General features: G+C 49.8%; 11 protein-coding genes. 5 read left to right on the top strand and 6 right to left on the bottom strand.

What is annotated here, in order from left to right; translation table 11 throughout:
• Nucleotides 1-7 precede the first annotated feature (7 nt).
• The 3 genes from PKI34_10250 (at nt 8) to PKI34_10240 (ending at nt 2155) form a co-directional block, all read left to right on the top strand.
• Nucleotides 8-1066: a PorV/PorQ family protein gene (locus PKI34_10250; GenBank protein ID HNS18189.1), complete on the top strand. Its 1059-nt coding sequence runs from the start codon at nt 8-10 to the stop codon at nt 1064-1066.
• Between the two features lie 185 nt (nt 1067-1251).
• Nucleotides 1252-1725: a transcription elongation factor GreA gene (gene greA, locus PKI34_10245; protein HNS18188.1), complete on the top strand. Its 474-nt coding sequence runs from the start codon at nt 1252-1254 to the stop codon at nt 1723-1725.
• A 28-nt stretch (nt 1726-1753) separates the two neighbouring features.
• Complete coding sequence (locus PKI34_10240) at nt 1754-2155, top strand: HIT family protein (GenBank protein ID HNS18187.1); 402 nt, start codon at nt 1754-1756, stop codon at nt 2153-2155.
• A 59-nt stretch (nt 2156-2214) separates the two neighbouring features.
• On the opposite strand, the gene PKI34_10235 is transcribed toward PKI34_10240, so the two are convergent.
• The gene (locus tag PKI34_10235; GenBank protein ID HNS18186.1) at nt 2215-4116 is read right to left on the bottom strand and encodes an amidophosphoribosyltransferase; all 1902 of its coding nucleotides are present in this window, start codon (nt 4114-4116) and stop codon (nt 2215-2217) included.
• 121 nt (nt 4117-4237) lie between these two features.
• Here PKI34_10235 and PKI34_10230 point away from each other — a divergent pair, with 121 nt between their 5' ends.
• Both PKI34_10230 and PKI34_10225 read left to right on the top strand, forming a co-directional pair.
• On the top strand, nt 4238-5848 hold the full coding sequence (locus PKI34_10230) for a C69 family dipeptidase (protein ID HNS18185.1): 1611 nt from the start codon (nt 4238-4240) through the stop codon (nt 5846-5848).
• A 20-nt stretch (nt 5849-5868) separates the two neighbouring features.
• Nucleotides 5869-8514: a M14 family metallopeptidase gene (locus tag PKI34_10225; GenBank protein ID HNS18184.1), complete on the top strand. Its 2646-nt coding sequence runs from the start codon at nt 5869-5871 to the stop codon at nt 8512-8514.
• Here the strand turns inward: PKI34_10225 and PKI34_10220 are convergent.
• The 5 genes from PKI34_10220 to PKI34_10200 all read right to left on the bottom strand — a co-directional run bounded on the left by PKI34_10220 (nt 8491) and on the right by PKI34_10200 (nt 16359).
• Entirely contained in the window at nt 8491-10077 is a 1587-nt protein-coding gene (locus PKI34_10220) for a choice-of-anchor Q domain-containing protein (GenBank protein HNS18183.1), read from the bottom strand. The genes PKI34_10225 and PKI34_10220 overlap by 24 nt on opposite strands.
• A gap of 9 nt (nt 10078-10086) precedes the next feature.
• Nucleotides 10087-11178: an aminoglycoside phosphotransferase family protein gene (locus PKI34_10215; protein ID HNS18182.1), complete on the bottom strand. Its 1092-nt coding sequence runs from the start codon at nt 11176-11178 to the stop codon at nt 10087-10089.
• A complete protein-coding gene (locus PKI34_10210) occupies nt 11169-12068 on the bottom strand; it encodes a sugar phosphate nucleotidyltransferase (protein HNS18181.1) in 900 nt (299 codons plus the stop codon). Before PKI34_10210 ends, PKI34_10215 begins: the two co-directional genes overlap by 10 nt.
• A gap of 114 nt (nt 12069-12182) precedes the next feature.
• A complete protein-coding gene (locus PKI34_10205) occupies nt 12183-13970 on the bottom strand; it encodes a Na+:solute symporter (GenBank protein HNS18180.1) in 1788 nt (595 codons plus the stop codon).
• Nucleotides 13971-13980: 10 nt separating this feature from the next.
• The gene (locus tag PKI34_10200; protein ID HNS18179.1) at nt 13981-16359 is read right to left on the bottom strand and encodes a glycoside hydrolase family 20 protein; all 2379 of its coding nucleotides are present in this window, start codon (nt 16357-16359) and stop codon (nt 13981-13983) included.
• Between the last annotated feature and the right edge of the window lie 91 nt (nt 16360-16450).

Genomic DNA, 16450 nt, shown 5'->3' with positions numbered 1-16450 from the left:
ATCAAAAATGAAACAGATGCTAAGATATATCCCCGTTGTTATCTTCACATGGTTGATGATTGCACCTGGTATGACGACATTGGGCGGAAACAAGGACAGGTCGGGGGAAGCAGGCGCTTCTGAATTGCTGATCAACCCGTGGGCCCGCAGTGCCGGATGGGGTGGTGTCAATACGGCCAATATCAAAGGGGTTGAAAGCATGTTCACCAATATCGCCGGTACTGCTTTTATTAACCGGACCGACATTACATTTGGCCATACGACCTGGTTAAAAGGATCGGATATCAATATCTACTCATTTGGATTGGTCCAAAAAATAGGTCAGTCAGGTGCACTGGGCATTGGCGTCATGTCAATGTCCTTTGGAGATATCCCCATCACGACGGTCAATCTGCCCGAGGGCGGCATCGGTACCTTCTCACCAAGCCTGTTGAATTTTGCATTGTCTTACTCCAGGATGTTTTCCAACAGCATCTATGGCGGATTGCAGTTAAAAGTAGTATCCGAGAGCATTTCCGACATTTCCGCCGTTGGTTTTGCGATCGATGCCGGCATTCAGTACGTTACGGGAGAAACAGATAACATCCATTTCGGGATCACACTCAGAAACTGGGGCCCCACCATGCGTTTCTCCGGTGACGGCCTTGCCATCCGGACCCTGTTACCCGGTCAGGAAAGCCAGTTTACCGTTGAACAACGTGCCGCTGCCTACCAGCTGCCATCACAATTGAACATCGGCGCAGCCTATGACATTAACTTTAAAGGCGACTACAGGCTGACATTCGCTGCCAACTTTGTTTCAAACGCATTTGCCAAGGACCAGATAACGGGTGGACTTGAATTTTCACTGAAAGACTACCTGGTGCTGCGAGGCGGATATACCTACGAAGACGGGATCACCGAAGACGCTGACCGTACAACGGTTTTTACAGGTCCGAGTGCCGGTTTTTCTGTCCAGATCCCTTTGAAAAAGGACTCGGATTCAAAATTCTACGTGGATTATTCATATACGGATACCGATCCGTTTGACGGTGTTCACAGGATCGGTGCCGGCATAAGCTTCTAATAAGCTTATCATTATTACAAGCAAAACTTCGGGACCTTATCACGGTTGTTTTTTTTACTGCAAAGAACAGCAACACGAAGAAATTACCGTAAGGTGAATTTTGCGTCAGGAGTTCTTGCGGAAATTCTAAAACATACACCTGGTATGCAGCCCCGATTTTTAATCTGATAAAAACTGCTGTTGTTATGAGATCGGTTAAATATTACACCCTGGAAGGACTTACAAAACTGAAAGAAGAACTGGATCACCTGGTCAGCGTCGAACGCCCTGCCATCTCCCGCCAGATTGCAGAAGCAAGGGATAAGGGTGACCTTTCGGAGAATGCCGAGTACGATGCTGCCAAGGATGCCCAGGGCATGCTCGAAATGAAAATATCCAAGTTACAGGAAGAAATCCGGAATGCACGGATCCTGGATGAATCAAAACTGGATCGTTCGAAAGTCCTGCTTCTGTCAACGGTGAAAATCAAGAATCTGAAAAATGACACCATCATGACCTATACACTGGTCCCGGAGAAAGAGGCGAATCTTAAAAAAAGTAAAATTTCCGTAAGCTCACCCATCGCAAGAGGATTACTGGGCAAATCCGTGGGCGAGATTGTCGAAATCGTTGTACCGGCAGGGACGCTACCATATCAGATCATCGAAATATCAAGATAATTCACTGCTTCATCAAAAACTTATCACCATGAGCACCCTCTTTTCACGAATCGCCAGCGGTGAGATTCCCAGCTATACGATCGCCGAGGATGAGCGGTTTTTTGCTTTCCTCGACATCAATCCACTGGCCAAGGGACATACACTCGTTGTCCCCAAAAAAGAAATTGATTATATCTTTAACATGGACGACCCCTGGTACAGGGATTTTTTCAGTTTTGCAAGGAACGTAGCTGTTGCCATAGAGAAGGTCGTTGATTGTAAGCGAATCGGTATTGCGGTCGTCGGGCTCGAGGTGCCTCACGCCCATATACACCTGGTGCCCCTGAACGACATCTATGATCTCGATTTCAAAAAACCCAAACTATCCTTCACTCCGGAGGAATTCACCGCCATCGCCCAGCAAATCAGCAATCAACTATCTGCAATCTGAAATCTTAAATCGTAAATCTCAATCGTAAATCGAATATCGTTCATCAGATATCAGATATCCTAGTAGGGCCGCTCCCTGATTCCTTCAATATAGTAAATGAAGGCCTTGTTGACGATCTTGTTCCCACCGGGTGTCGGATAATTGCCCGTGAAATACCAATCACCGGTGTGATCGGGGCAGGCCTGGTGAAGGTCTTCGATCGTTTGGTAAATGATCCGGACATCAGCATGAAGGTCAGGTGAGGTCAGAAGCGATGCAATTTTTTCGGAAATCTGATCTGCCGTAAAAGACCGGTAAATCTCCTTTACGGCATTAATGGTTTTTTCCCTGGGAAGTTTCTCCTGCTCCTTGGCTGTTTTGTAGACCTGATTGATCACGCTGGTCATATTTTTATCTCTCAGCAGCTGGATCGCAGCATTGAAGGCAATGAAATCGCTGATTCGGGCCATGTCGATGCCATAGCAATCGGGATACCGGATCTGTGGGGCCGAAGAGGCAACGATGATCTTCCGGGGACCCAGGCGGTCAAGGATGCGAATGATGCTCTGGCGCAGGGTTGTTCCCCTGACGATGGAATCATCCACTACGACAAGATTATCAAGCCCCCTTCGGACAGATCCATAGGTGATGTCATAGACGTGGGTGACCAGGTCATCACGGTGGGTGTCCCGGGTGATGAACGTGCGCAGTTTGATATCCTTGACAGCCACTTTTTCAACCCTTGGCTTAAGCATAAAAATCTCATCCAGTTTATCTTTTGTCAGGTTCTTCCCAAGTTGCAGGATCTGGTCCTTGATCTGGGAATCACAAAAAGTGGTCAGCTCCTCGATCAATCCCAAAAATGCATCGATGGCTGTATTGGGGATATACGAAAAAACCGTATTCTCCAGGTCGTAGTCGATTGCTTTCAGGATTGCCGGAGCCAGTGCCTTACCGAGCTTTTTCCTTTCCTGATAGATGTCCTGATCGGTACCCCTGGAAAAATAGATACGTTCAAAAGAGCAGGCCTTTTTCTTTATGGGATCAATGCAGGGAACTTCCCCAACGGATCCGTTGGCTTTGATGATCAGGGCGTGGCCAGGCTGAAGTTCCCTGACCTGCTCCGCCTGTACATCAAAGGCCGTCTGAATGGCCGGCCTTTCCGAAGTGGCGACCACCACTTCCTCATCCACGTAATAAAAGGCCGGTCTGATGCCTGCTGGATCTCGCACCACAAATGCATCCCCGTGACCGAGCATCCCCCCGATCACATATCCCCCATCCCAGTGACAGCAGGAATTGGCGAGTATTTTCCGCAAGTCCAGGTTCTCCGCAATTTTATCGGTGATTTCCTTTTTAAAATAGCCCTGTGCTTTGAATTTACGGTATAGGTCCTCATTGGCATCATCCAGAAAATGACCGATCTTTTCCAGGATGGTGACGGTATCGGATGTTTCAACTGGATATTGTCCATAGTCCACCAGTTTCTCAAAAAGCTCGTCCACATTGGTCAGGTTAAAATTACCGGCAAGGACGAGGTTGCGGGTTTTCCAGTTACTATAGCGCTGAACAGGGTGAACATTGAGTAATCCATGCCTGCCGAATGTGCCGTACCGTAGGTGACCCAGGTAGAGTTCACCCGCAAAGTTAAAATGATACTTCAGGTAGCTGACATCGAGCAGGCGCTCAGGAGAGAGTTCGTACAGGGACTCGATCTTATCGTATACCTCAGAAAAGATGGTTTGAAGGGCCGTCTCAGAGTCGCTTCGGCTGCGGTTGATATAGGAGTGCCCGGGTTCCAGGTTGAACTTCATGCAGGCAATGCCGGCCCCGTCCTGACCACGGTTGTGCTGTTTTTCCATGAGCAGGTGCAGTTTGTTGAAGCCGTAGAATGCTGTGCCATAGTTGGCGATATAGTATTCAAGAGGTTTGAGCAGCCTGATGAGCGCAATGCCGCATTCGTGTTTGATTGGTTCACTCATGGGGGGTGGGAAAAAGGACAGTACAAATGTAATAATAATAGCGAGCTTGAATCGATGAGCCATCGGCTCACGTAATCCTTTTTTTTACTTTTGTCAATGCTTCAACACTAAACGATCGATCATGCACATTTTCAAACTTTTCGCAACTGCATTCATCCTCATCACGGCATTAACCATCGGACTTTTAAGTGCCCAGACCGGCAAACCCGACTGGATCGGTGGATTCCCCGACGGATGCACCTCCGTTACCGTCGGTAAACTAGCCTCTTCGGACGGTTCGGTATATACATCGCACACCGACGACAGCCACCGCACCCGGTCCGAGATCTGGATGACCGCCGCCGGAGACCATCCGGCCGGAACCACGGTACCTATGTTCAAACGGATCGCCTGTGATACCACCGCCATGCCTTCCTATGCCAACGTAAAAATAGGCGAGATTCCCCAGGTACCGCACACCTTTGGTTATGTCAATTCGGCATACCCCTGCATGAACGAACACCAGCTGGGGATCGGGGAATCAACTTTTGGCGGCCGATCCAGCCTGCATTCCGACATTGGGCTGATTGACTGCCAGCGCCTCTGCCAGCTGATGGCCGAACGGTGCACAACGGCCAGGGAAGCCATCCGTGTGGCCGGTGAACTGACGGCGGAACATGGCTGGATCGATGAAGGCGAATGCCTGACCATTGCCGATAAGAACGAAGTGTGGCACCTGGAGATCGTCGGCCCCGGAAAGGGCAACAAGGGATCCATCTGGGTGGCGCAACGGGTTCCTGACGACCATGTGGGGGTGAATGCCAATGCCAGTACCATCAAGGAGATCGACCTGAATAATCCCGATTACTTCATGGCTTCTGAGAATATTTTCCAGATCGCCATCGACAGCGGATGGTGGGACCCCGGTAAAGAAGCCTTCCGTTTCTGTTACGCGTATGCACCTGAAAGCCGCACCTCATTCGGTTCCCGCCGGCGCGAATGGCGCGTGTTCGACTTGCTGGCTCCCTCGCTCAAACTGGATGCAAACGCTGAAAATTACCCCTTTTCCGTTAAACCCGATCATCCGGTGACCACACAGGACCTGGTGAATGTCTTTAAAGATTACTACGAAGGTACCCCCTATAATTTCATCAAGGATATCACGGTCACCGACGAAAATGGCAAAACGGTCATCTCGCCCCTGGCCAATCCTTTCATGCCCTATGACATGAACAAGGTGTTCAGGATCAACGGGGGCTGGGGCTGGATGGGCGAACGTACGATCGCACGGTGGTATACCATGTACGCCACGATCATCCAGTGCCGCAACTGGCTGCCCGATGCGATCGGAGGCGTTGCCTGGCTGGCCATGGACAATGTGGCCACTTCCATCTATATCCCGGTTTATTGCTGTGTTACGGACCTTCCCCAGCCCTATAAGACACCTGGCCGCACCAAAGGATTCACCCGCGAATCGGCCTGGTGGGCATTCAATCACCTTGGCACACTCGCAGCACAGCGCTGGGGCGATATGCGGCACGACGTGGATGCGGTCTGGAATCCATGGCAAAAGGAGCTCTTTGACAATCAATCTGCCATAGAACAAAAAGCCATAGCACTGTACAATCCGAAAAAACCTCAGGCTACGATCGAATTCCTGACAGGATATACGAATGAATGGGGATATAAAGTGGTGAACAGGGCATGGGAACTGGGCGATTTTCTATGGACAAAGTATGATGAGAAATTCTGAAATCCACGTATACAGCTGAAATGAAAATAAAGAAACTTATTCCAATCTTTTTGACAGTCATTGGGTCATTCATGGTCATTCAGAACAGCCAGGGGCAGAATGCTGTTTCCCCTGCTGTTGAGTCGCCGTCCGGCTTTTTCGGTTTTCAACCGGGCACCGACCGGGAGCTGTTCAATTATGAGAAGCTCATCGATTATCTCAAGGTGCTTGACTCCGGCAGCGACAGGTTGAAGCTGGTGGAGATCGGGCAATCGCCCATGGGAAGACAGATGTACATTGCCTTCCTCTCTTCGGCTGAAAATATCCGTGACCTTGAACGGCTCCGGGAGATCAACCGGCGACTGGCGCTGGATCCGGATATTCCTGCCGATGAACTGGAATCCATGATCCGTAACGGAAAAGTGTTCGTCCTGGCCACCCTGTCGATGCATTCCAACGAGGTGGCCCCGTCCCAGGCAGCTCCCCTGATCGCCTGGGATCTGGTCACCACGAACGACCCCCGGAAACTGGAATGGCTCGGCCGCGTCGTCTGGATGATGGTACCCACCCATAATCCGGATGGAATGGATATGATGGTGGAACATTATCTGAAATACAGCGGAACCATCCATGAGGGCAGCACCATGCCCGGAGTTTACCATAAGTATGTGGGGCACGACAATAACCGTGATTATATCACTCTCAGCCAGAACGATACCAGGGCCGTTTCCTCCATTTACTCACACGACTGGTTCCCACAGATAATGGTTGATAAACACCAGATGGGACCAACCGGAGTCCGGTATTTCGTTCCGCCACCTCATGATCCTATAGCAGAAAACATCGATGCGGGTATATGGAACTGGGTCGGTGTTTTTGGTTCCCATATGATCACCGATATGACCTCCGACGGGCTGAAAGGGATCGCACAGCGGTTCCTGTTCGATGACTACTGGCCGGGATCGGCCGAAACATGCAAATGGAAAAATGTTATCTCATTTCTGACCGAAGGGGCCGGCGTCCAGATTGCCTCACCGATCTATATCGAACCCGGTGAACTCAGGGTACATGGAAAAGGCTTGTCCGAATATAAAAAAAGTATCAACATGCCTGAATTATGGCCCGGAGGATGGTGGCGCCTGAGCGATCTGGTCAGTTACGAGATCTCTTCCTCTTACTCAATCCTGAAAACAGCTTCCAATTATGACAAAAGCATATTGAAATTCAGAAATGAACTGTGCCAAAGCGAAGTGAAAAGAGGGAAGACACAGGCACCATATTTCTATATCATCCCTCTGCAGCAGCATGATCAGGGGGAACTGGTCAGGCTGGTGAACCTGCTTAGGGAACATAACATATCCCTCTATCAGCTTGCCAGCGACCAGGAAGTACAGAACTCCCTCTACAGAAAGGGGGATGTTGTCATACCGCTGTCGCAGGCATTTCGCCCCTTCATCAAGGAGGTCATGGAACGCCAGTATTTCCCTGTGCGGCATTATACTCCGGATGGCGAGATCATAAGACCATACGATATCACCTCCTGGTCACTGCCCCTTCACCGGGGAATCCATGCAGTTGAAGTAAACTTCCCTCAGCAAGGTCTTTATGAAGCACTTGAACCTATTTCAGCTGATTTTGACCTGAAAGGACCGTCTCTTGTATCCTACGATAAAATCATCCTTCCTGTTGAACATAATGAAAGCTATGCCCTGGCGTTTTTAGCTAACAGCCTGGGTTTAAAAACAGACAGGCTGACAGAATCCGTCGTGGTGAACGAAACAACCTGTTCCCCAGGTGGTTTTGTAATAACGAAAGGAACCAAAATGGAACAGGTGCTGAAAGAAATCACCACCCAACCCGTCTACCTTACCGACTCAGTCAAGCTTCCCGTCAAATCCTTCCAAATTCCCCGCATTGCACTCGTGGAATCCTGGTTTCATGACATGGATGCAGGCTGGACCCGTTTCATTTTCGACCAGTCCCATATTCCTTATCAGGTGATCCGGCCGGGAGATTTCGAGAAGACAGATCTTGCCAAAGAGTACGATGTCATTGTGTTTCCCGGTGAGGATAAGTCGATCCTGATGACGGGAAAATACAAATCAGGCGATGAGTACATTCCGACCAATTATCCTCCTGAGTTCACAAAAGGAATGGGTGACAAAGGGATGGAAAAACTGATGACATTCCTCGACAATGGGGGGATCATCGTTTCCTGGGGAGAATCAACCGAACTATTTTCAGGGCCGCTCACCATAAAACGCAATGAAACCGAAAAAGAAGACTTTAAGTTGCCTTTCAGGGATATTTCGGCCACATTAAAAGAGCAAAAAGTATTTTGCCCGGGCTCCTTGCTGAAAGTGGATCTGGTAAGGGATCATCCCCTGACTGCCGGGGTGCCGTCTCAGATTGGCGTATTTTCACGCGGAACTCCGGTATTTGCTACACAGGTACCCATTTTTGACATGGACCGCCGTGTGATCGCTTCCTATGCAGAAAAGGATATCCTGATGAGCGGATACTGCGAGAATGAAGAAAAACTGGCCAATCAGGCAGTACTGATCTGGTTAAAAAAGGGAAAAGGACAGCTGGTGCTTTTTGGCTTCAATCCTCAGTTCAGGGCTTCGACACAGGCGACGTACAAACTGCTGTTCAACGCATTGCTACTTGACTCGCTGGATGATTAACTGGGCTGATCCAACCGCTCCGGTACGCATCGTAATGACCACCTGGTAACAGCCATCCTTCAGTGTACCAACGTCCACGGGCAGGTTCACAGGGGAACCTTCAACCCAATGGAATTGTCTGCCCTGCATGTCGTAGATCTCAATCCTTACAAGGTCTTCAGATGGGTCCAGATAAAAATGATCACAGGCCGGATTAGGATAAAGCCTTGTTTTGTGTTCTTCCGGATGCCTTGGACGGGATCCGAAGGGAAGCATCTCATACGAACCCATGTCGATACGGTCATCCCAGATTCTGGGGCTCCCTGACAGGTCGGTCGCGGGTAATTGCAACCCGCTCGTATCCGTTGTCCCCGCATCAATGCAGGGTGAGTCCCCCGAAAGTGAATACGGTAAGGATCCGTTCATGTCAAAGGATGGATAGAGATCCTCGTTATTTTCATAGGCACCATAAAATCCTCCGACACCACCGCTTCCTCCGAAATCGTCAGGGCCAAGCTGTACGTCGCAATAATAAAAATTGGCCTGCGAATAAGGTTCAAATAGGTATACCTGGTTCCCATAGCCACTTAAGGCAACATTCCCCCACAGGATGCAGTTAAATAGACTGGGGGTGACGGAGTCTTTGCAATAGAAACCCCCGCCGTAAATGGCGCTGTTATGGGCAATGGTGTTATTGACCCAGGTGGGGCTGGCATCGATGTTGGCGATCCCTCCGCCAAAGTACTCGGCTATGTTGTCATAGATCAGGTTGTTGCAGTTGGTTCGGGTGATCGTATCCATATGAAGGATGGCAACAGCGCCGCCGATGGCGCTGTAATTATTTGTGAATTCATTATTGCTGATGGTACCATCCCTGAAACGCATGGCAATGCCTCCGCCCGTTCCGGTTGAACTGTTCTCTTCGAAATGGTTGCCCCACACCCGTGGTGATGAATGATCAGAACAGATGGCTCCACCGTATCCCCAGGGATCCAGTGGTTGACCACATACGTTGGCATGGAAAAAACAATCCCGGATCACCACATCCGCATGGTCCAGAAAAATCGCCCCACCGTTGAAGGATGCAAAATTTCGTTCAAAATGACACCCTTCGATCCTGACTCTGTCAAAGCCAACGATACATACGGCTCCGCCATTCCCTTCAGGCTGCACTTCAGAGACTGCCTTTCCAAAGTTGAAACAGCAATGAACAAACAAAGATGAATCATTAAACGCGAAAGGATTGAGAAAGCGTACACCTCTCCATCCACCGTCAGGAACCGTATCATCCGAAAAACCTGTCGTATCACTTGCGGTGAAAAAGATGGGATTCAGGGCTGTCCCCTGAGCAAGAAGCGAACCTTCAATCCTAAGGGAATAGGATCCCTGAAAAATGATCTTTACGCCCGGCTGAATGACAAGTTGCAGGCTATTGGGAACAAGGATATCCCCGATCACAAGAACCGAGTCCACAGACCATGTTCCGGATACTTCACCCTGCACAATAACCGAACTGCCTGCCAGATCCATCCAGAAGAAGAGGAGTGCGGATCCGAAAAGGGAAATGATGATCCTACGCTTCATAAAATCTTATTAAATTATTGGATTAGAAATATTTACATTAAAGAAGCCATCCCAGATCCGATCCTGAAAAGCGTTCAGCTTCCTGGCAAAGGCAAATTGCACCCTGGCACGGTCAAGGTTGTGGCCTTCACGGCGGATGTGAAAATAGCGATCGCCCTGGATGTGGTCGGTCAGAAAACGCAGTCCGATGATGAATGTCATGTACAAAGGGGCCAGGGGCAGCCACGCTCTTTCTTCCGGGGTTATGAACTTCACGGCCTCTCCCAGATAACCCTTCAGAAATGCTTCCAGGATCCTCAAGTCCAGCCCGACGTGCGACAGGTCCCGCTCATCCTCCGCTGCCGTGTTGGAAAGGATCCGCAAGGCATCACCAACATCATAATGAACATAGCCCGGCATGACCGTATCCAGGTCAATCATGCAAATGGCCTTTCCCTCCCGGTCGAAAAGAATATTGTTCAGTTTCGTATCGTTATGGATCACACGCAACGGAAACCGTTGAAGGGCAATGGTCTCCCGGAAAGGAGCCAGAGCCTGATACCATTCCTCAACACGATCCCGTTCCGCCTGAACCGATAAGCAACGGCCAGCAGGGTCTTCACGGCAGGCTTTCCTGAACTGCTCCATCCTGTATTCCACATCGTGGAATCCGGGAAGGGTTTCGTGCAAATTTGCGTTCAGATCGGACAGCAGGTACTGAAAATTTCCAATCGCTTTCCCTGCTTCAGATGCCCGGCCTGGATCATCGGTATGATCAAGGGTTAAGCTATCAGGAATATAGACAAACAATCGCCAGCTATCCCCCTGATCATCCACATAATAAGGCTGGTGGCCTGATGTGGTGACCAGCTGCAGTGACGGGCTTCCTTTTTCAGCCAGATGGGTCGTCACCAGCCGGATGTTCTCCATCAGTGCAGGGATATTCCTGAAAACATCACTGCTGATCTTTTGAAGGATATAATCCGGTGCATCGGATTCAACGGTCTCCACCAGCCATGTTTGATGAATGTGGCCGGATCCGTAACGATGGTGTTCGTTAAACGTTCCTTTACAGGCGAATTGTTGAAAAACGGACGGTATATCCTTCCCGGTCACTCCCATAAGGATGCTGGATAAAGCCCCTGGCCGACCAGGTCCCTGATCGTATCAATGACTTTTTGTTTATCCTCAAAATAGGTCAGACCAAACCATATCGCATTGCTTTTCAATACCCTGGCTTTGATCAGGCGGCGCTGCAGCAGGTCGTTGATGACAGAGGGTAAGAGAAATTCGGCCTTTGGCAGCGAGGCATTCTCCTGCAGAAATTCCCTGAATCCCCGGTCAAGGAAGTCAAACAGGCTTGGGGTAAATCCCCACATATTCATCGAGACAATGGTGTTCTCATCGAGAGGATAATCCTGATCATTTTCCCTGTAAAGGATCCCCTTTTCGGCTTTCAGGATATGAAACCGTTCCTCGATCCCAATCAGGTAATCGTCCTGGTCAACCTGACACACCCCCCTTGTGACCGATCCGTAATCGGAGAGGGTGTTCCTGACCAGGTATCCCATCAGGCAATAATCTCCCTGATGGCCCTGATTTTTAAAAAACAGGACAGCATGTTGAAAGGATTCCAGGCCATAGAAGTCGTCGGCATTGATGGCGCAGAAGGGTGAATGGATATGGTGACGTGCCGTCCAGACGGCATGGCCGGTACCCCAGGGCTTTACACGCCCGGAAGGACATGTGTAACCGGCAGGAAGGTCCTCCAGTTCCTGAAAGATGTAGCTGACAGGGATTTTCTTCTCCAGCCGGTCAAAGATGACCTCCCTGAAATCCTTTTCTATGTCTTTTCTGATAATGAAGACGACACGTTCAAATCCAGACCTGAGGGCATCAAAAACGGAATAATCCAGGATCGTTTCCCCTGACGGTCCAATTCGGTCGATCTGTTTCAGAGTTCCGTAGCGGCTGCCTATCCCGGCTGCCATGATCAGAAGGGTAGGTTTCATGCGATTCATTCAATGGACTTCAAAAGTATGAAAAATACTCAGGGAGATTTATTTTGTTTCGTGTTTCTGTGAGGTAGTGCCATCCAAAATCCAGCATTACATACAACGAATGGTCTATATGATTTTCCGCCAGACCCTAAACAACACGTAACCGGACAGCACAGATACCAGCGTCAGGATAACAGCCGTAACGGGATTCGAATAGATCCAGTTTCCTGTGGCGAACAACAGGCTGAAAACAAAGATGCACCCCAGGAACATGGCCAGAATGCCGGCAGGTACATTCCATCTTGCGGGATCCGAAGGTTCGACAGGATCGTCATCGGCTGCTGCATCCCTCACGATCCTTTTCCATCCCGGCCCACCCGGCCTAACAAGCCGGTAAAAATTACGTAGCGTGCTTTTATCGACCCGAGGTGTTAGAAACGTTACTGCCAACCAGGAGAGGGAAGTGACCGCAACACCTGTCACCAGCTGCAACGAGGTGCTCAGCTCGGGTAATCCCGTAAGGGGGTGCAGAAACTGGAAATAAAGTGCCATTACGAATGAAACAATCATGGCAGTGATCTCACTGTAAGCATTGATCCTCCACCAGAACCACCTTAAGATAAAGATCAGGCCGGTACCGGCGCCGATCTGCAAAACAATGTTGAATGCCTGCAAGGCGTTGCTCAGCAGAAGGGCAAACAACAGAGCGGCTGCCGTGAGGAAAAGGGTCGAAATCCTGCCGACCAGCACCAGTTTCCGTTCACTGGCTTCGGGATTGACAAACCGTCTGTAGAAATCATGAACGATGTAGGAGGAACCCCAGTTCAGATGAGTGGATATGGTCGACATATAAGCCGCTATCAGGGAAGCGACAACCAATCCCAGAAATCCGGCGGGCAAAAGGCTGAGCATGGCAGGATAGGCAAAGTCGTGCTTGACAAACTGAGTCCCGGCATCTGGAAACCTGGCCTGGAGCGAAGCAAGGTCCGGAAAAACGATGAGTGATGCCAGAGCCACCAGAATCCAGGGCCAGGGACGCAGGGCATAGTGCATTACATTGAAAAGCAGCGTGGCCCTGACAGCACCCGATTCCGATCTGGCGGCCAGCATCCGCTGGGCAATATATCCCCCGCCTCCCGGCTCAGCACCAGGATACCACACGCTCCACCATTGAACTGCCAGCGGCAGGATCAGCAGGGTGACCAAGGCATCGCGGTCATTGAAATCCGGCAGCATGTTCAACCTGGGGATCACGGCAGGGTGGTGGATCATTTCGCTCAACCCTCCCACCTGAGGCAGATTGATCAAATAGATCGCTGCACCGATCGCCCCAATCAGGGCAATGGCAAACTGAAAAAAATCGGTCAGCAAGACCCCCCTGAGCCCACCCAGCGTACTGTAGATGGCGGTCAGCGACATGATGATGACCAGCGTTTTAACAGGCGACCAGCCCAGCATCACCGCCCCGATCTTGATCATGGCCAGCGACACCAGGGCCATGATCAGGATATTGAATAAAACACCAAGATAAAGCGCCCTGAACCCCCTGACAAAAGACGCCATTTTCCCGCTGTAGCGGATCTCATAAAATTCAAGGTCCGTCAGGATTTTGGATCGCCTCCACAACTTTGCATAAATAAAAACGGTTAGCATCCCGGTCAAAAGGAATGCCCACCAGGCCCAGTTCCCGGCCACTCCCCTCTGCCGTACCAGATCGGTCACCAGATTGGGAGTATCACAGGAAAATGTCGTCGCCACCATTGAGACACCCAGCAGCCACCAGGGCATGTTCCTTCCACTCAGAAAAAACTCGGTATAACTTTTACCCGACTTTTTGGACACAATCAATCCAATGATCAGTGAAAGAAGAAAAAAACCGATGATAATGATCCAGTCTGCTATCGATAAAATCATACTCCTCGCGTTATTCAATGATTACTTCGTCGCTGAAGATCCAGGCTTTTTCTCCTGCGCCTGGATGTCCGGCCGGACAAACACCCCTGTTTTCCGCAATGATCCTGATATACCTTGCAGGCACTTTGTCAAGGTGAACTGAAAAATCCCTGATGATGACCCCTTCAGCTTCAGGAGATACTGCATTCTTAACCGTAAATTGCTCCCACGATTGTCCATCAGCTGAAACAGCGATTTGAAGGTTGAGGGGTAAAAAGATCCAGCTCCGTTGCTGCTGCAGAAAACCTGTGCGCACATGCTCTATGGTGTCTGCGACCCCCATGTCGATCAAAACCTCAAGGTTGTCACCATGGAATCCCTGCCAGTAACCATCGTTGAACCTGTCAGAACCCCGGAGCCCATCGGTTAAAGTGGTGGATGCGAAACCCGGATACCTGTAATTCCAGCGGGTTTCATAACGAACTTGTTTACCTGTTGCCTTGTGAATGATGATCTTCTTTTCCGAAGGCCTTTCCATCAAGGAGTCTCCCTCATACATCACAGCCCGGATGAAGGCCGATGAATCCAGGGGTATGGGAGCGGCATAGCGTGACGAATTCTTCGATGGAAGGGAACCATCCGCTGTGTACCTGATCTCCGGATTGAACTGTTCACCCGTCAGTTTAACCAGGGTCTTTCCCGTTACGGAATCGAAGGAAGTATAGATATTAACAGCATAGGAACCTCTGCTGTAATGGACGTTCATCCGCTGAAAACGCAGAAACTGCATTTGAAGGCGTTCAAGGAAATCCTCCCAGTTCCTGTATTCCTTTGATGACCAGAGTACTTCTGAAAGGGCTGTCATTCGGGGTAAAGCCATATAGGTCGCATGCTCGGGACTGGAGATGAACTCCGTCCAGAGATTTCCCTGTCCGCCCAGCACAAACCCGGCTTGCTCAGGCGTCAGATCGGGTGGTGTTGGCTCAAAGGAGTAAACTTTTTTCAGGGAAATAAATCCTCCGATGGAAACCGGTTGAAAATCCGGATCGCCTTGATAGTAATCAAAATAGCAGTGTGAAACGGGGCACATGATCACCTCGTGCCCCTGTGAAGCTGCCGTCACACCCCCTTCAAAGCCCCGCCACGACATCACGGTCGCCTCCGGTGCCAATCCGCCTTCCAGTATCTCATCCCAGCCCACCAGTTTCCTTCCGTGAGCATTCAGGAACTTCTCAACCCTTCTGACAAAATAACTTTGCAGTTCCCGTTCATCCTTCAACTTTTCTTCCCTGATCCTCTGCTGACATTTCGGACATTTTACCCACTGGGTTTTATCCGCTTCATCACCACCGATATGAATATAGGGCGAGGGGAAGAGTTGCATCACTTCGGTGAGGATATCTTCGATAAACGTAAATACCGAGTCGTTCCCGGCACAATAGATGTCATTGTTTGGCCAGTAGGTGCACGGACGTACGAAAAGCCGCTCGCCCCTGCAGGAGAGCTGTGGATAGGCAGCAAAAACCTCACTGGAATGGCCGGGCATTTCAATTTCAGGCAGGATACGTATATGCCGTTGACGTGCATATTCTACGATTTCCCTGATCTGCTCCTGGGTATAATAGCCTCCGTAAGTGGCTTTTTCACCGGGTTCTGGTGGTGCACATTCATTCCAGGGCTGGTCTTGCCGGTCAACATGCCAGGCAGAGATCTCCGTAAGCAAAGGGTATTTTTTGATTTCGATGCGCCATCCGTTATCGTCGGTCAAATGCCAGTGAAACAGGTTCATTTTATGCATGGCGATCAGGTCAATGTAACGTTTTACAAATTCGACCGGGAAAAAGTGCCGTGATACATCCAAATGCATACCCCTCCAGGAATAGCGTGGCCTATCCACGATGTGTACGCCGGAAACAGTCCACCGTGTATCATTAACAATCTGGTTATCATATACTTCGACTGGCAAAAGCTGTAACAGGGTCTGTATGCCATAAAAGATACCGGCAGGTGTGTGGGCCATGATCCGGATACCTTTCTTTTCCACCAGAAGGTCGTATCCCTCCTCACCCAGTGAATCCTGTGACTCATCCACCAGGAGCAGAACAGCGTTCTTTACCAGGGCATCCTTGCCATTGACCTCCTGCTTCCCTATCTCCAGCTTGACACCTGCAACTTTTTCAAAGATACCTGCCAGATATCCCGCATCCTGCACAAGAGCAGGATCTTTACCGCATACCAGGATCCTGGTTTCCGGCCCGATCTGAAAACAGCCCGAACCGGGCTCAGTCAGTACTGGCTTAGGAATGACAGAAACAGGCACTGGGGTGCAAGCTGTCTGATGGCAGGATTCAAAAAGGAGGCATCCTGCGAGTGTGAGACAAAACAGTGAAAGAATGGTAAGCTTTTTCATATCAGGAAGATCATTAAAAATGGAAATAAGGATTCTTTCCGTCAGGTCAGGGACCTGGACAGACAGGCAAAATAACAAATTATTCCGGGAT

The organism is Bacteroidales bacterium, assembly GCA_035342335.1.
GTDB lineage: Bacteria > Bacteroidota > Bacteroidia > Bacteroidales > JAGONC01 > JAGONC01.
This window is presented reverse-complemented; position numbering and strand designations above follow the sequence as displayed.

Coding starts and splice junctions, on each gene's coding strand:
- PKI34_10250 (HNS18189.1), top strand. CDS start 8: ATGAAACAGATGCTAAGATATATCCCCGTTGTTATCTTCACATGGTTG.
- greA (HNS18188.1), top strand. CDS start 1,252: ATGAGATCGGTTAAATATTACACCCTGGAAGGACTTACAAAACTGAAA.
- PKI34_10240 (HNS18187.1), top strand. CDS start 1,754: ATGAGCACCCTCTTTTCACGAATCGCCAGCGGTGAGATTCCCAGCTAT.
- PKI34_10235 (HNS18186.1), bottom strand. CDS start 4,116: ATGAGTGAACCAATCAAACACGAATGCGGCATTGCGCTCATCAGGCTG.
- PKI34_10230 (HNS18185.1), top strand. CDS start 4,238: ATGCACATTTTCAAACTTTTCGCAACTGCATTCATCCTCATCACGGCA.
- PKI34_10225 (HNS18184.1), top strand. CDS start 5,869: ATGAAAATAAAGAAACTTATTCCAATCTTTTTGACAGTCATTGGGTCA.
- PKI34_10220 (HNS18183.1), bottom strand. CDS start 10,077: ATGAAGCGTAGGATCATCATTTCCCTTTTCGGATCCGCACTCCTCTTC.
- PKI34_10215 (HNS18182.1), bottom strand. CDS start 11,178: ATGGGAGTGACCGGGAAGGATATACCGTCCGTTTTTCAACAATTCGCC.
- PKI34_10210 (HNS18181.1), bottom strand. CDS start 12,068: ATGAAACCTACCCTTCTGATCATGGCAGCCGGGATAGGCAGCCGCTAC.
- PKI34_10205 (HNS18180.1), bottom strand. CDS start 13,970: ATGATTTTATCGATAGCAGACTGGATCATTATCATCGGTTTTTTTCTT.
- PKI34_10200 (HNS18179.1), bottom strand. CDS start 16,359: ATGAAAAAGCTTACCATTCTTTCACTGTTTTGTCTCACACTCGCAGGA.